This is a genomic window from Pseudomonas sp. F3-2 (assembly GCF_038804275.1).
GTDB lineage: Bacteria > Pseudomonadota > Gammaproteobacteria > Pseudomonadales > Pseudomonadaceae > Aquipseudomonas.
The window spans coordinates 3,096,202-3,112,313 of record NZ_CP152388.1; the positions used below are offsets into that span (position 1 = coordinate 3,096,202).

Annotated in this window: 14 protein-coding genes; 3 read left to right on the forward strand and 11 right to left on the reverse strand. The window is 62.9% G+C overall.

The window, feature by feature from the left end; all coding sequences use genetic code 11:
* Positions 1-57 precede the first annotated feature (57 nt).
* Positions 58-1,068, reverse strand: a complete 1,011-nt coding sequence (locus AAGQ88_RS14165; RefSeq protein ID WP_342652673.1) for an aldo/keto reductase — start codon at positions 1,066-1,068, stop codon at positions 58-60.
* Positions 1,069-1,214: 146 nt separating this feature from the next.
* On the opposite strand from AAGQ88_RS14165, the gene AAGQ88_RS14170 reads away from it, so the two are divergent.
* Complete coding sequence (locus AAGQ88_RS14170) at positions 1,215-2,174, forward strand: LysR substrate-binding domain-containing protein (protein ID WP_342652674.1); 960 nt, start codon at positions 1,215-1,217, stop codon at positions 2,172-2,174.
* 152 nt (positions 2,175-2,326) lie between these two features.
* On the opposite strand, the gene ycaC is transcribed toward AAGQ88_RS14170, so the two are convergent.
* The 6 genes from ycaC to AAGQ88_RS14200 form a co-directional block, all read right to left on the reverse strand.
* Entirely contained in the window at positions 2,327-2,950 is a 624-nt protein-coding gene (ycaC, locus tag AAGQ88_RS14175; RefSeq protein ID WP_093458708.1) for an isochorismate family cysteine hydrolase YcaC, read from the reverse strand.
* Between the two features lie 111 nt (positions 2,951-3,061).
* A complete protein-coding gene (locus AAGQ88_RS14180; RefSeq protein WP_093459976.1) occupies positions 3,062-4,900 on the reverse strand; it encodes an amidohydrolase in 1,839 nt (612 codons plus the stop codon).
* A gap of 142 nt (positions 4,901-5,042) precedes the next feature.
* Entirely contained in the window at positions 5,043-5,675 is a 633-nt protein-coding gene (locus AAGQ88_RS14185) for an antibiotic biosynthesis monooxygenase (protein WP_342652675.1), read from the reverse strand.
* The gene (locus AAGQ88_RS14190) at positions 5,668-6,084 is read right to left on the reverse strand and encodes a DoxX family protein (RefSeq protein ID WP_285424381.1); all 417 of its coding nucleotides are present in this window, start codon (positions 6,082-6,084) and stop codon (positions 5,668-5,670) included. The genes AAGQ88_RS14185 and AAGQ88_RS14190 overlap by 8 nt, the downstream gene beginning before the upstream one ends.
* A 166-nt stretch (positions 6,085-6,250) precedes the next feature.
* On the reverse strand, positions 6,251-7,171 hold the full coding sequence (locus AAGQ88_RS14195; RefSeq protein WP_093458711.1) for a LysR family transcriptional regulator: 921 nt from the start codon (positions 7,169-7,171) through the stop codon (positions 6,251-6,253).
* Between the two features lie 118 nt (positions 7,172-7,289).
* Complete coding sequence (locus AAGQ88_RS14200) at positions 7,290-8,003, reverse strand: AraC family transcriptional regulator (RefSeq protein WP_342652676.1); 714 nt, start codon at positions 8,001-8,003, stop codon at positions 7,290-7,292.
* Between the two features lie 272 nt (positions 8,004-8,275).
* On the opposite strand from AAGQ88_RS14200, the gene AAGQ88_RS14205 reads away from it, so the two are divergent.
* The gene (locus AAGQ88_RS14205) at positions 8,276-8,875 is read left to right on the forward strand and encodes a phosphohydrolase (protein WP_285424379.1); all 600 of its coding nucleotides are present in this window, start codon (positions 8,276-8,278) and stop codon (positions 8,873-8,875) included.
* Between the two features lie 34 nt (positions 8,876-8,909).
* On the opposite strand, the gene AAGQ88_RS14210 is transcribed toward AAGQ88_RS14205, so the two are convergent.
* The 3 genes from AAGQ88_RS14210 to AAGQ88_RS14220 all read right to left on the reverse strand — a co-directional run bounded on the left by AAGQ88_RS14210 (position 8,910) and on the right by AAGQ88_RS14220 (position 13,582).
* Entirely contained in the window at positions 8,910-11,189 is a 2,280-nt protein-coding gene (locus AAGQ88_RS14210) for an ATP-binding protein (protein WP_342652677.1), read from the reverse strand.
* A 232-nt stretch (positions 11,190-11,421) separates the two neighbouring features.
* Entirely contained in the window at positions 11,422-12,039 is a 618-nt protein-coding gene (locus tag AAGQ88_RS14215; protein WP_285424377.1) for a response regulator, read from the reverse strand.
* A 16-nt stretch (positions 12,040-12,055) separates the two neighbouring features.
* Entirely contained in the window at positions 12,056-13,582 is a 1,527-nt protein-coding gene (locus AAGQ88_RS14220; protein WP_342652678.1) for a winged helix-turn-helix domain-containing protein, read from the reverse strand.
* Between the two features lie 393 nt (positions 13,583-13,975).
* Between AAGQ88_RS14220 and AAGQ88_RS14225 the strand changes: the two genes are divergently transcribed.
* Complete coding sequence (locus tag AAGQ88_RS14225; RefSeq protein ID WP_342652679.1) at positions 13,976-15,172, forward strand: MFS transporter; 1,197 nt, start codon at positions 13,976-13,978, stop codon at positions 15,170-15,172.
* Positions 15,173-15,205: 33 nt separating this feature from the next.
* On the opposite strand, the gene AAGQ88_RS14230 is transcribed toward AAGQ88_RS14225, so the two are convergent.
* The gene (locus tag AAGQ88_RS14230; RefSeq protein ID WP_342652680.1) at positions 15,206-16,078 is read right to left on the reverse strand and encodes an AraC family transcriptional regulator; all 873 of its coding nucleotides are present in this window, start codon (positions 16,076-16,078) and stop codon (positions 15,206-15,208) included.
* Positions 16,079-16,112 lie beyond the last annotated feature (34 nt).

A 16,112-nucleotide genomic window follows, 5' to 3' on the forward strand; every position in this document is an offset into this window, starting at 1 on the left:
TCAGAAAGCTTGCGTCAGTCGCGCACGGGGCGCAGTCACCGCCGCAAGCGTAGAAGATCAGGCTTTGGGCAGCGGCGCCAAAGGTGAAATCAGACCGCCCTGCACCAGCGCCTGCCAGAACTCGGCGGGAATACGCTGAGCGAGGGCGGCGACGTCCTCGGCCATGCGGCCGGGGCGACTCGAGCCCGGAATGACCGCCGCGACGGCCGGGTTAGCCAGCGAAAACTGCAAGGCGGCGGCCTTGATGTCGACGTTGAATTGCTCGGCGATGGCCTTGATGGCTGCCACTTTGCTGAGGATCGCGGCGGGCGCCTTCTGATATTCGAAGTGGTCACCTCCGGCCAGGATGCCCGAGCTGTAAGGACCGCCGACGACGATTTCGACCTTCTGCCGCTCGGCCGATGCCATCAGACGCTGCAGGGCGCGATCATGATCGAGCAACGTATATCGACCCGCCAGCAGGAATCCGTCCGGTTGAGCCTCTTCCAGGTCCAGCGTCAGTTCACAGGGCTCGACGCGGTTGACGCCCAGCCCCCAGGCTTTGATCACGCCCTCTTCGCGCAGACGGGTCAGCACCTTGAACGCGCCTTTGCGGGCCTCGTTGAAGTATTCCAGCCATTGGTCGCCGTAGAAGTCCTGCGCGATGTCGTGGATCCAGACGATGTCCAGCCGATCCGTCTGCAGGCGCTCGAGGCTGTCTTCGATGGAGCGCAGCGTGGCGTCGGCGCTGTAGTCGTTGACCAGCCTGTTCGGCCGGCCATGTTCGAAGACGCCGGCTTTTTCACCCAGATCCCGGGCCGCGACATCTTCCACTTCATCCAGCACCAGCCGACCGACCTTGCTGCTCAGGACGAACTGATCGCGGGGGTATTGCTTGAGCGCCTGCCCCATGCGCAACTCGGACAGGCCGCTGCCGTAAAACGGCGCGGTGTCGAAGTAGCGCACGCCGGCATCCCACGCGCTGTGCACGGTGGCGATCGCCTCGTCTTCGGGGATTGCGCGGAACATATTGCCCAGCGGCGCGCCGCCGAATCCGATTACGCCAGGCAGTTTGTCTTTGAGACTCATGATTGATCCTCTTCAAATAAGTGGACGGACGTTCAGTCCATCGACGCGTCACCGTGGGTGACTGTTGAAGCCAAGGTTAAGTTGACCGCCAAAGACCGTCCAAGACATAATTTGGCTTACTTAAGTCCCTCAAGGTCTGAACCCTCATGATCGATCTACGCCAGTTGCGTTATTTCGTCGCCGTGGCCGAGGAAGAGCACGTCGGCCGCGCTGCCGAGCGCCTGCACATTTCCCAGTCGCCGCTGAGCCGGCAGATTGCCCAGCTCGAAGAAGTGCTCGGCCTGACGCTGTTCGAGAGAACTCAGCAGCGCATCCGGTTGACGGTCGATGGCCGCACGTTTCTGGCCGAAACCAAGGCGCTGCTCACGCACGCCAAGCGCCTCGAATCCCTCGGCAAGCGACTGGGGCGCGGCGAAGAAGGCGGTCTGTGCATCGGTTACGTGGAAAACGCGATGCACACATCGGTGTTGCCCGATGCCCTGAAAACTCTGCGGGCCGCGCGCCATGATCTGCACATCGCGCTGTACAGCCAGCCCTCCCATGAGCAGCTCGAAGGCCTGCGTCAGCGCAGCCTCGACATCGCCCTGGTGAGCGAGCCGCCTGCCGATGACGATCCTGATCTGCTCGCCGCACTGGTGCTGGACGACGCCATGTTGCTGGCAATGCCGGAACATCACCCGCTGGCCCACAAGGCCCGGCTGACCCCGGAAGACCTGCAATCGGCGCAATGGATCTCGGCCGCCGGCGGCCAGTTGTCGGGGCGGCAACCCGGCATGTCGGACGAAGGCTTCGTCGCCGCGTGCATGCGCGCAGGTTTCAACCCGGACGTTCATCTGGAAGTGACCGAGCCGATGACTGCCCTGCGCCTGGTCGGTGCCGGGCTGGGCGTCGCGATGCTGCAGAAAAACCTGCGCTCCATCGCACCGGAAAACGTGGTGCTGCGCGAGGTACCGTGGATGCAGTACACGACGCCAGTGTGGGCGGCCTGGCACCGGATCAACCTGCGCCCGCTGGTGGCGATGGCCAGAGAGGTGCTGGTCAAAGGCAACCCGACGATCGGCGCCGAAGCAACCACACCCTCGCCGGCGGACGACGTGACCGCCTGAAGTCCGCCAGCGAACGCCCCGGTCCACCCTCCCGCACAACGCGCATTGCCCGCGACGGCCAGGCAGCCACGAGGTCAATCGTGCCTGCCTTCGCCTCGCGGGCAATGCGCTTTTTTTCAGCCTGTCAGACGCTCTGCTGAGCGCCCGCTCGCTTACTTGGCGTTGAACGCTGTGTAGCTGTTCATCAGGTTGCGGTAGTTCGGAATGCGCTGGGACAGCAGGTTGGCCAGGCCTTCCATGTCGTTGCGCCAGTCACGCTGCAGCTCGCAGGCGACGGCGAACCAGTTCACCAGCTGCGCGCCGGCCGCGGACATGCGCGCCCATGCCGCTTTCTGCACCACATCGTTGAAGGTGCCGGACGCATCAGTGACCACGAATACGTCGAAGCCTTCTTCCAGCGCGCACAGCGTCGGGAATGCCACGCAGACGTCCGTCACCACACCGGCGATGATCAGTTGCTTGCGGCCAGTGGCTTTGATGGCCTTGACGAAGTCTTCGTTGTCCCAGGCGTTGATCTGACCAGGGCGCGCGATGTAAGGCGCGTCCGGGAACATTTCCTTGAGTTCCGGGACCAGCGGGCCGTTCGGGCCGGTTTCGAAACTGGTGGTCAGAATGGTCGGCAGCTTGAAGAACTTGGCGCAATCGGCCAGTGCCAGGACGTTATTCTTGAATTCGTTCGGCGTGAAGTCCTGCACCAGCGAGATCAGGCCTGTCTGGTGATCGACCAGCAGGACAACCGCATCATTGATATCCAGGCGTTTGTAAGGAACGGTCATGATAAGACTCCATTGAGGGTGTGACAGGTGTGTGCGAGTGCCAGCCAACCGCGCTGACCTGTGCCCTCGCCGGTTATTGCCGGCGAGGTTTCATGCTCTTTTACGACCGCGTCAGAACGCGAAGCACGAGCAACCGAATGCGCCCCAGAAGCCCTGGAAATCGCTGACCGGGACTTTCGACATGCGCGCCTTGTCGTGGCTGTGCGCGTGAACGCCGCAAGGTCCGCTGCACTGGTGAACCGCAGCGGCCATCGGCGCACCGGCGCGCCAGTGGCCCGGCACCTTGGCGACCGGCGACCAGTCCGGCAGAACCGGTACGCTGGGCGGCGACAGGTCGTCGAATTCGGCGGCGCCGTACACGACCTTGCCGTCAACGACCGTCAGCACCGACTCGATCCATTTGATCGACTCTTCCGGGACGCTGAAGAAGTCCTGCGACAAGGCCACCACGTCAGCCAACTGGCCGACCTTGATCTGGCCTTTCTTGCCTTGCTCGGATGAGAACCACGCGCTGCCGCGGGTGAACAATTCCAGTGCCGTCTCGCGGGACAGGCCTTCCGGATACAGTTCCAGACCGCCAACGGTGCGGCCGCTGACCATCCAGTACAGCGAAGTCCATGGGTTGTAGCTGGACACGCGAGTGGCGTCGGTGCCCGCGCCGACCGGCACGCCTTCGGCAAGCATGCGTTTGATGGGCGGCGTGTGCTCGCCGGCCTTGGCGCCGTAACGCTCGACGAAATATTCACCCTGGAACGCCATGCGGTCCTGGATGGCGATGCCGCCGCCCAGCGCCTTCACCCGCTCGATGTTCTTCGGCGTGATGGTTTCGCAATGGTCGAAGAACCATGGAATGCCGTTGAACGGAATGTCGCGGTTGACCTTCTCGAACACGTCGAGCATGCGCGAGATCGACTCGTCATACGTGGCGTGCAGACGGAATGGCCAGCGATGCTCGACCAGATGGCGCACCACCGGCTCAAGGTCCTGTTCCATGCCGGGCGGCAGATCCGGGCGCGGTTCGAGGAAGTCTTCGAAGTCGGCCGCGGAAAATGTCAGCATTTCACCCGCGCCGTTGTGCCGCAGGAAGTCGTCGCCCTGGTGCAGCTTGACGGTGCTGGTCCAGTGTTTGAAGTCGCTGAGTTCTTCTTTCGGTTTCTGAGTAAACAGGTTGTAAGCGATGCGCACGGTGAGCTGCTTGGCGTCGGCGAGCTGGGTGATCACCTCGTAGTCGTCCGGGTAGTTCTGGAAACCGCCGCCGGCATCGATGGCGCTGGTCAGGCCCAGGCGGTTCAGCTCGCGCATGAACTGGCGCGTCGAGTTGACCTGGTATTCCAGCGGCAGCTTCGGCCCCTTGGCCAGCGTGGAGTACAGAATCATCGCGTTGGGTCGCGCCACCAGCATGCCGGTCGGGTCGCCATTGCTGTCGCGCACGATTTCGCCGCCCGGCGGATTCGGCGTATCACGGGTGTAACCGGCCACGCGCAGCGCGGCGCGGTTGAGCAGCGCGCGGTCATAGAGGTGCAGGACGAACACCGGCGTATCCGGCGCGGCCTGATTGAGCTCTTCCAGCGTCGGCATGCGTTTTTCAGCGAATTGGAATTCGTTCCAGCCACCGACCACGCGCACCCACTGCGGCGTGGGCGTGCGATCCGCCTGGGCCTTGAGCATGCGCAGCGCGTCGGCCAGCGAAGGAACGCCTTCCCAGCGAAGTTCCAGGTTGTAGTTCAGACCGCCACGGATCAGGTGCAGGTGCGAGTCGTTCAGGCCCGGAATGACGGTGCGCTTGTGCATGTCGATGACTTGAGTGGCGCTGGCGCGCATCGCCATGATCTCGGCATCGCTGCCGACTGCAACGAATTTGCCGGCGGAAATGGCCACGGCGCTGGCCTTGGGCTTTTCCTGGTCAACCGTATGAAAGTTTCCGTTAAAGAGAATCAGATCGACGTTCATCGTGTGTCCTTCGGCTGAAGATTGAGAGGCACCGACGGCAAAGCCGGTGACCGGTATTGAAGAGAAAATGGCAGCCGCCGCACTCAACAAGGAGCCTTTGGCGACGAAGCTGCGGCGCTCGTTGCTGACGGGATCGTCGCTGTCATCCTTCATGATCCGCTCCGGGCGCAGCCTTTGGCCCGGCGTTCAGCCAGGGGGCGAAGAGGCGCGTGGCCTGCGGCATCAGCAGGTAAACCACCAGCAGAACGATGGTCACGGTGACCAGCGCGGTGCTGATCACGTAGTTGCCCAACAGCGCAAAGCGGCTGAACACCGGGCCCCACAACAGCGGGATCAACAGCGTCAGCGGGCAGATCACCAGAAAGGTCACGCACGCCTGTTTCCAGCGCGGGGGCGGCGGCGTGTCACTGGCCGGCACGAACCAGAACTCGTTGTGCGGATTGACTTCGGTGCGGTCGCCGTCGGCCAGCATCGGCGCAGCCTCGGCCACCAATTCACGGCGTTGCTCGGAGTCCATCCAGCTCTGCATGGCTTCGGTGGAGGAGAAGCGCAGCACGCAAGTGAACATGCTCAGGCCGTCGGCGTTGCCGCGAATCACGTCGACACCCAGATGCCCCGCCCAACTGCCGGCGATGGCGACGGTGCGGCGCAACCAGGCTTCGTACTGCGCCTCGCATCCGGCCTTGACCCGGTGCTTGATCACCAGCGTGACGATTTCGTCGGCAGACAGTCTGGACGTCGGGGCGACGTCAATGGCGAGGGCGGATTCAGGCATAGCGTAAGGCTCCGGGAAAACGAACGTTGAGCGCCAGACGACCGGGTCCGGCGATCAGTACACTGGTGAAAATGATCAGCAACAACCACCCGAACTGGCCCTGCTCGACGCTCCAGTCACCGTGCACGACCACCAGCGCCACCAGCAGCAGGAAGAGAATAGGCAGGCAGGCGAGACGCGCCAGTACGCCGGTCAGAATCAGCAGCGGACACAGCACTTCGGCGAAGATCGCCATGCTCAGGGTCAGGCTGGCGCCCAGATGAAACGGGTCTTCGATCAGCGCCAGTTGCGCCTTGAAATCGAGCAGTTTGGGCAGGCCGTGGACGAACAGCAGGAACAACGCGCCGGCGCTTCGCAGGAACAGAAGGCCGAGGTCTTGCGCACGGTCATTGAAGCCGGAGTGAGTCATCAAGCACCCATCGATTCATGAAAATCGCGTCAGGCGTTCGGCCGTTCGCGAGCAATGAATCCATAGTGCAGCGACAGGTGGGCGGGGTATTGAACAGACGTGCTTTGAATGGTCGGTTTGTGTCGGTCGGGCGCCAGAAACCGACGCCCAATCGTTTCAAATCATGTCACGGCATCGGCCGGGTTTCCTGCGACATGTATTCGGTGATCCGCGAACGCAGCCAGCGCTCGGCCGGGTCGTTGTCGTGCACGCCGGCCCAGACCATCGAAAGTTCGGCGGGCTCGATCGGAAACGGCGGGTCTTCTGCCCGTAATGCACAGCCTTCGACCAGCGCGCAGGCGGCGTAATCGGGCACGGTGGCGATCAGTTCGGTGCCGGCGAGCAATGCCCGTAGCCCACTGAACTGAGGCACGGCGACGACCACCCGCCTCGCTCGGCCGACCTTCGCCAGGTCGATGTCGATGTTGCCGCTCAGGTCACCGGAAAACGACACCATCGTGTGCGGCCGCTCGCAGTAATCGTCCAGGGTCAACGTGCCCGGACGCTTGTCACCGCGCAGCACCTTGACGCCGATGTCGCGCAGTTTCTTGCGCTTGGCATTGGCCGGCAGTTCGGTGGTGTAGCTGATGCCCACGGAGATTTCCCCTGAGGCCAGCAACGACGGCATCAACAGGAAGTTCGCACGGCGCACCACGACGATGATGCCGGGCGCTTCCTCGCGCAGCCGCGTCAGCAAGGGCGGAAACAGGCCGAACTCGGCGTCGTCGGACAAGCCGATGCGGAACACGTCGCAACTGGTGGCCGGGTCGAACTCCTTGGCGCGGCTGACCGCACCGGAAATCGTGTCCAGGGCCGGCTGCAATTCCTTGAGAATCGCCAGCGCCCGGGCCGTGGGCTCCATCGCCCGGCCATTGCGCAGCAGCAATGGGTCGTCGAACAGATCGCGAAGCCGCGCCAGCGCCGCACTGATCGCTGGCTGGCCCATGAACAGCTTCTCGGCGACCCGCGTCAGATTCCTTTCGAACATCAGTGCTTCGAAGATCACCAACAGGTTCATGTCGACGCGGCGCAGGTCGTTGCGATTCATTCAGCAGTTCCGGGATCAGCGTTGAGGAAGCCTGAACTATGCCAGACAGGCGCAGGTATACACAGCACGCCCGTGCCCGCATTGTACGTTTGTGCGGTTAATCGCAATTGCCTGCTGCTCAGTTGGCACACAGACGCTCGCGCGCCACGGTCTGCGCGTGAGGGCGGCCGCGCCCCATCGAGCGTCGCCAGCTGAACGGGGTGATGCCGACCGACCGCGTGAAAACGCGGGTGAAATGCGACTGATCCGCAAAGCCGCAGTCCAGGCTGATCTGCGAAATACTCAGCAACGAGTCCGCAAGCAGGCCCTTGGCCTTTTCCAGACGCATCTGCAGAAACCAGTCCCGCGGCGACAGCCCCGTGTTCTTCTTGAACGCCCGGGAAAAATGACTGCGCGACAGCGAGCATTCGCTGGCGATGCGTGCGATCGACAGGCCTTTATCCATCTGGCTGGACATCAGCTCCTTGGCGCGTCGCTCCTGCCAGGGCGACAACGCGACCCGTGCGACGGGCTGTTCCATGTCGTCAGGTTCAGCGTCAAGCGCCGTCATGCGAACAAGTTGCCTGACCTGATGCTGGCTGATCCCCAGGGATTCGAGCAGCGATGCCAGCACACTGTGGATCAGCGCATCGGATTCGCTCGGCAGCACCGATGCACCGCTGTTGGGCATGACCGTCGGATCAGGTCGATGAGCGTGACTGCTCGCCAGCTGCGCCATCACTTGCAAAGCCGAAGACAGCAATGCAACGGGCTCGGCGTGCTCCAGTGCGTCAGAAGGCATCAGTCCAGCGAGTACGGCTTCGCGTATCAATAACGGGTTGAGTGCATTCATCAAGGCGCTCCAGCTTCACAGATGGCGGTAACTGGAGTCTGTGCCGATGCCTTCTTAAAGTCCTTCTCGGGGTATTAAATGTTCTGAAGGAGGACTGAACGCCGCCCGCCCGACGCGAATTTTTCTGCCCCGTTTAAGAACGTTTAAGACCGGCACAAGGACAAGTGCTCGGCGCGCGCCTATCGTCTCATTCTCCACAAGGCCTGGTTCGCTGCGAGGGACGGCAAGTGACCACCCGATACGTTGCTGGAATCTCGATACCTGACAGCGCAATGGCCCGCGTTGCGACCGAGCTGATGCGCGATACCCAGTCTGATCTGCTGTTCGAATCGGCCTTGCGCACCTTTGTGTTCGCCCGCCTGCTGGGCCAGAGCCGCGAGCTGAGTCATGACAGCGACCTGCTCTACGTCGCTGCACTGTTTCTGCGCATTGGCATCACCCCGCTCTACGATCATTCGCAGCGGCGTTTCGAGGTCGACAGCGCCGACGCCGCGGCACAGTTCCTGCGCGGATTCGGGCGCTCCCGGGACGACATCGCCCAGGTCTGGGATGCCATCGCCCTGCACACCACGCCGGGAATCCCTCAGTACAAACAACCGCTGACGGCACTGTTGGCCGGCGCCGTCGAGACCGACCTGCTCGGGACTCACTGCCAGCTGTTCACTACAGGTGCGCTGGCCGGAATACTCAGCGCATTCCCGCGCGAACCCGGCTTCAAGTTCAAGCTGCTCCACGCCCTGGCACTGGGCCAATTACACCGACCGCAAAGCACTGTCGGCACGGTCAACGCCGATGTGCTGTCGTTTCACGAGCACCGATTCATCGCCGGAGGGTTCTGCGAACGCCTGCTGGCGTCCACCTGGCCTTACTGAACGGGGAACCGGCTGCGACGCTGTGCAGGCAGCATCAACGGGCCACAGGCATCGTAAAGACGAACGTCGCGCCGCCATAGCGTGCGGGCATGGCGTAGAGGTTGCCGCCATGGGCCTGAATGATCGAGTGACAGATCGCCAGGCCCATGCCCATGCCTTTGTCCTTGGTGGTGAAGAACGCGTTGAACAGCTTGTCCATGTGCCGCGAATCGATACCGGGGCCGGTGTCTTCCACGCTCACCACCAGATACTCGTGGCCGACCACTTCACTGGTGATCGACAGCCGACGCAGCACTTGATCCCCGGCGCTCATGGCATCCAGCGCATTGAGGATCAGGTTCAGAATGACCTGCTGCAACTGCACGCTGGAGGCGTAGACGCGCAACGGTGAGCGCGTCAGGTGCGTGGTCATCAGCACCTTCTGCTGCTCCACCTCGACCAGCGTCAGTGCCACGACATGGCGGATCACGTCGTTGATCAGCAAGCGCCGGCGGTGATGCGGCCCTTGCCTGGCCAGCGTCTGCAGGGCCTTGACGATCTCGCCGGCGCGTCGGCCGTCGTTGACGATGTCACGCAGGCCGTGCAGCGCTTCCTCGACTTGCGGCGTCTCGCGGTTCAGCCAGCGCAGGCTGGCGGCGGCATTGGACACGATCGACGCCAGTGGCTGATTGATTTCATGGGCAATCGATGCCGCCAGCTCGCCCATCACGGTCGCCTGCGCCACTTGAGCGAGCTTCGCCCTGGCACTGCGCAGCGCGTTTTCGACGTCCTGGCGGCGGGCGTTTTCTTCGAGCAACTGGTGGTGCAGACGCGCGGTTTCCAGCGACACCGCGGCCTGCCCCGCGAGCAGCTCAAGCACCCCGGTATGGCAACTGGTGAACACGCCCGGCGCAAGGTTGTTTTCCAGGTACAGCACGCCGATCACCTGGCCCTGCTTGATCAGCGGCACGCACAGCGCCGAGCGCACCTGATGCTGCTCAAGGTACTGGTCAGCGCCGAAATACTGATCGGCACTGACGTCCTCGAGCACCAGCCGCTGCTGCGTACGCATCACCCGGTAGAGAATCGACAACGGCAGATCGGCCTTGCCCGGCACCTGCTCGACCAGTTCGATCTGCAGCCCTTCGTCGCCGCCCTGGCCGATCGCGCAAATCATCGGCGCTTCGTTTTTGACCAGCAGCAACAGCGCGCGCTGGGCGCCGGCATGGATGATTGTGTTGCGCATGAGGAGTTCGATCAGGCGATCCTGCTGGCTTTCGTCGCGCATCGCCTGTGCCGCCTTCATCACCGACGACAGGTCCAGCGTGTCACGCCCGCCGAGAATGGTGACCGACGTGCGTGACGCCAGCCCGGCCTCCAGCGGCAGCGCCGTCGTGCTCGGGTAGCTTAGCGACGGTGGCTGCCGGGCCTCGCATTGCCCGGGGCGGAAGTCGGCGATGTCGCGAAACTGCCGCCATTGCCGCAGGCATTCACCCAGATCGGCACGCACGCTCAGCGCGGATTGATAGCGATCATCCGGGTTCTTGGCGATCAGTTTGAGCACCAGCTGCGAAAGCGCAGGCGGAATATCGCCCCGAAAGTGGGTCAGCGCAGGGGGTTGCCGCGCCACGTGACAATAGACCCACTCCACCGCGTCACGGGCCTCGAACGGCAGACGACCGGCGAGCCATTCGTAAAAGGTCATGCCCAGCGAGTACAGGTCGCTGCGCTGATCGGCGTGGCGCTCGACGCGCCGAGACTGTTCGGGCGACATGTAGGCCAGCGTGCCGCAGATCGAATCGGCCACCGGCAGAACGGTCGCTGCACGCACATCGACACTCAGACCGAAGCCACCCAGACGCACCACGCCGTCGGCGTCTTCCAGCAGATTGCAGGGCTTGACGTCGCGGTGCAGCAGACCGTGTGCGTGGGCCCCTGCCAGTGCATCGGCGGCGCCGATGGCCAGTTGCAGAAAACGATCCACCGGCAGCGCCGCTTCGGCCGGTTCGTGCAGCGCCTGAGCGCCGAAATCCTCCAGCACCAGCCACGGCCCTTCACTGGCCGGCAGCAACGCCAAGGGTTGCAATGCCCACTGCGGCATCAGTCGGCCGGCCAGGGAAAACTCATGCTCCAGTCGCCTCGCCGCGCTGCCCGAAGCATTGCTCACAGGCCTCACGGCGCGCCACTGTTGCGAGGTGTCTGCGTGGCTGATCCGGTAATGAGCCAGCTCCCCGTCGAGCAGCAGCAATTGCCAGACGAGCCGCTCCTGCCACTGAGGCCCGTAAGCTTCAGCGTTCAGATCAACTGCAGATGGCGCGTTGAACACACGGCTCATGAAAACCCTTGATAACAACCCTTGAAAACAACCCCTGACATCGCCGCCAGGGAGCGCTGCATTAAGACTGGCGGAGTGCACGCAAAACCGGTTCGAGCAAACGATCGACGCGAACATGGGTGTTGCGGGAAGAATAATAGGCTGAACTTTGTGCAGCTGATAGTTCAGCGGATTGGAATGTCGTCTGACATACCAGCCACACACTTAACGATATGAATAATTGTGCGGTTATTTATTCGCTGAGGCTGCCAAGTCGCTCATTCATCTTCAGAAGTTCGATGACATTGCGTGCGCTCATTTTCGTCATCACATGTTTTTTATGAACTTTGGCGGTGACTTCGCTAGTGCCCAGTTCAGCAGCGATCTGCTTGTTCATCTTGCCGGTGATCAGCAATGCCATGACTTGTTTTTCTCTGGGCGTCAGGCTCTCGAAGCGCTCGCGGACATCCCAGGTCAATGAACGCTCAGCCAGGCTGCGTGCGTCGCAGGCCAGTGCCTCGCGCACCAGATCGAGCAGCTGTTCGGGCTCGAAGGGTTTGGTCAGGAACTCACGGGCACCCGCCTTGATGGCGCGCACCGACATGGCGATGGTCCCGTAACCGGTCATGAAGATAATCGGGAACTGCTGACCGCGCTCGTGCAGCACCTGCTGCAGGTCAAAGCCGGTGCCTTGGGCCAGATTGACGTCGAGCAGCAGGCACCTGGGCCCTTCGGTCAATGGCCTGGCCAGAAACGCCTCGGCGCTTTCAAACACGTCACAGGCGATGTCCGCCGAGTGGAACAGGCGCTGAAGGGAGGTGCGGATGGCCGAATCATCGTCCACCACGAATACGTTGGGGGTCACGCTCATAAACAGATCCGTCGCTTCAACGGCCAACGGCCAGTGCTCTCTGATGCCGCGCATGATACCCGTCGGGGCCGACCGGCACAGCCCTGATCGCCTGCAGCCGGCTCAACGCCGAGGGCACGTCGCAATCCTGCACGCGCAGTTTGCCGACGTCCGAGGCCGCGTCCTGGGCGTTGAGGGTGATCAGGCACGCGCGGGTGGTGGCGAGCATGCGGTAAAAACGGAACGGCCCTTGCGCCGAGACCATCAGCAGCGATTTCTGCGCCAGTTGGACGATGCAATCGACAATCCGCGCCCGTGGCAGTGCCGTGCGCTGCAATGCATCGCAGGCCCGCTCCAGGGTGAAGCGCCCTTCCAGCTCGGCCAGCCGGTGCAGCACCGTGCGCTCGTCGCGGCCCAGCAGTCGGTAGCTCCAGGCCAGCGAGGCTTGAAGCGTCTGTTGACGCGGCGGCGCGGTTCGCAGTGAGGCCGAGAGCAAGTGGGCGCTGTCCTGCAGGCTGGCGACCAGTTGATACAGCCCGAGCGCAGAGGCGCGCGAGGCGGCCATTTCCAGCGCCAGCGGCATGCCTTCCAGGCGTCGGCAGACCTCGCCCACCAGTTCGACGCTGTAATCATCCAGATCGGCATCGCTGTGCCCGGCGATGTGGCTGTCCAGCGCCCGCCACTGGCGCAGGAACAATTGCGCCGACGGGAACGCCAGCACCCGCTCGCGCGGCGCATTCGCCTCAGGCGCATCGAGCGGCGGGACTTGCACGCTGCGCTCACCGGCGATGCGCAGCGGTTCGCGGCTGGTGGCCACCGCCCTGAGCGCCGGCACGCAGTGGAGCAGCGTTTCCAGCAGGCTGGCGATGCTTTCGACCAGGTGCTCGCAGTTGTCCAGAATGAGCAGACCGGGGTGAGTCTGCAGATGCCGAATGAGGCTCGACAGCTCACAATCGCTGGTGTCTGTGTCGACTTCCAGCGCACAGGCGAAGGCGTCCAGCAGCGACTCGGCCGTTTGCAACTGCGCCATCGGCACGAAATACACCGGGCTGGTGCCCGACTCGATCAGACGCTGGCCGAACTCAGCCGCCAGGGCGGTCTTGCCCACGCCGCCAGGTCCGATCAGCGTGACCAGCGCACAGCCTCCGCGCAGTGTCGTGTCGATGTCTTCGAGTAATGCGTCGCGCCCCAGCAACGTGACCCTGGTCGGCAGCCGGTTGCCGCCACCCGCGCTGGGCAACTCCGCAGGCTGGCGTACCTCGAGGTCCGCACCGCCCTCGCCGCCCAGCAACACGTAACCTCGGCCCGGGACGGTACGGATCAGCTCGCGGTCGCTGCCCAGAGCCTTTCTGAGCCCGGAAATGTGGACCTGCAGGTTGTTTTCTTCGACGACGGTGTCCGGCCAGACGCACTGCAGAATCTGCTCCTTGCTCACCAACTGCCCCTGGTGGCGGATGAGCACTTCGAGGATGTCGAACGCGCGCGTGCCGATGCGCATGGCAACGCCGTCCTTGAATACGTCCCTGAGTTCCAGGGAGATCGTCGTCTGACCGAGACTTATCATTTCATGCAGTCCTTAGAGTGGATTCGCAGGCCCTTTGGTCGCCGACAACCACCCGAGGGGCTCACACTCGGGCGCAGGTCAACGCAGCTATCCATTTTTAATAGGTGCTTATCTAATCAGTTAAAAACAAATGTCGATATTACCTGTAGGGGTAGTCATTGCCGGGCCATGCACATGCGAGGGGTAAAAGTGCCATCGCCATCGCGCTAGTTCTGATTATAAGTCGCCGGTTTTTTATTAAGTCGCCTACTTCATTGCAGTGAAAGCAACGGGCTTTTGCGTGCAGAACCTATTCAACGCTGGCATGCGCTGCTCTAACGTCGGCGGCAATGGATGACCCGAACGGGCTCCGCCCCTTGCCACTCATTTGAGCCACTGCACATGAACAATTCGATGACTTCCACACTGCAAGCGCCGCCCCAGGGCCTGACACGGGCCATGGTGTTGCTGTTCGCCTTCTGTTGCGGCGCAATCGTCGCGAACATTTATTACGCCCAGCCGATCGTCGAGCTGATCGCCCCTGATCTTGGCCTGTCCGCACAAAGCGCCAGCCTGATCGTCTCGCTTACCCAGATCGGCTATGCGTTGGGGCTGCTGTTTCTCGTGCCGCTCTCGGACCTGATCGAAAACCGCAAGCTGATGATCGCGACGGCGGTGGTTGCGGCTGCCTGCCTGCTGGCGGCAGCGACGATGCAGCACGCCAACGGTTTCCTGTTGCTTTCACTGGTCATCGGCTTCAGCTCGGTTTCAGTTCAGATGCTGGTGCCGCTGGCCGCGCATCTGGCGCCCGAGCAGTCTCGCGGCAAAGTGGTGGGCAATATCATGGGCGGCCTGTTGCTGGGCATTCTGCTCGCACGTCCGCTGTCCAGCCTGATCGCCGACCACTTCGGCTGGCGCGCGGTGTTCCTGTACGCGGCGCTGGTGATGCTGATCATCGTGGTGCTGCTTTCCCTGACCATTCCACGGCGCGTGCCCGATGCACGCGCGACTTACGGGCAACTGCTCAAATCCCTGGCGACCTTGCTGAACCGTCACGCGGTGCTGCGCCAGCGCGCGCTGTATCAGGGCCTGCTGTTCGCCGCGTTCAGCCTGTTCTGGACGACCGCGCCGGTGGAGCTGGCACGCCATCATGGCCTGTCGCAAACCCAGATTGCGTTGTTTGCTTTGGTCGGTGCGACCGGCGCCATTGCCGCCCCCATCGCCGGTCGCCTCGCCGATGCAGGCTTTACTCGCCGCGCGTCATTGATGGCGATGATGCTCGCGCCTGCTTCGTTCCTGATTGGCCTCAGCACGCCTGGCTATAGCGTCATTGGCCTGGCGGTGACTGGTGTGTTGCTGGATTTTGCCGTGCAGATGAACATGGTGCTGGGCCAACGGGCGGTCTACGCCCTGGACCCTGCCAGTCGCGGTCGGCTGAATGCGCTGTACATGACCAGCATTTTCGTCGGCGGCGCGATCGGCTCGGCAATGGCCAGCGCGCTGTACGAACATGACGGCTGGAAGGGCGTGATCGCGTTCGGCGCGGGCCTGCCGCTGGTGGCGCTGGCGGTGTTCGTGCTCGTCGAGTCGAAGGGCGCAAAGGCTCGCTAAGGCGCAATCGGCTCGACCCTGCGAAACCGGCGCTCAAAGTCTCGGAAAGAGGGGCTGACGGTGCCGGTTTCGCCATGCGCTCGGGGTTTCCCCGGTCATGCGCGTGAACACCCGGGTCAGATGGGGCTGATCGGCGAAGCCACACTGCTCGGCAATGCTCGACAGGGACAGCGCCGGGGTCTGCTTTAACAACTCCCGCGCCCGCTCGACGCGCATCTTCAACAACCAGGTGTGCGGTGCAACACCCGTCGCCTGTTTGAAGGCCCGGGAAAAATGGCTGCGGGTCAGCGAACATTCTTGAGCGATGCGCTCGACCGACAAGTCAGCGCCCAACTGACTGGCGATCAATTCCTTGGCAATGGACAGCTGGGCAGGTGTCAGTGCCGCGTGGGTCTTGCCGGAAGGCGGCGCGATCCGCCCGTAATGTTCGAGCGCGTGAGTGCACACCGCCAGCAGCACGTAATCGATGAACAACTGATTGCGCGTGTCAGGCCGCGCCAGCGCGGGCAGCAGCGCCTGGGCGAGCTGGTGAATGACCGGGTCCTCACTGCCGCCCTGCTCGTAACGGAACGTCCCGACCTTTCGGGCTCCGCGCTCGGCCTGCAGTTCATCCAGCGTGGCACGCGGCAGGATCAGCCGCAGGTTGTCGTAAGCCGAACGGTGCTGGCAGCGCAGTTCATTGCCCATGAACGGCAGCGACACGCTGCCCTGTCGATAGCCACCGGCGTAATTCAGGCGCCGGCCGTGCCAGAGCCGATGGGCGGCGAAGTCTTCAAGCTGGACGATGATCGAAAACGCGTCCAGGCATGGAATGTCGATGATCTTTTCCGGGTCGGGGGCAGGCTGGCGAACCCGCACCGCGGTGAATTTTTCGCTGCGCAATTGCAGCATCAGGGGATCGCTCAAGGCCGGCTCCTTTCAGTCCAGGTGATGAGCCGGG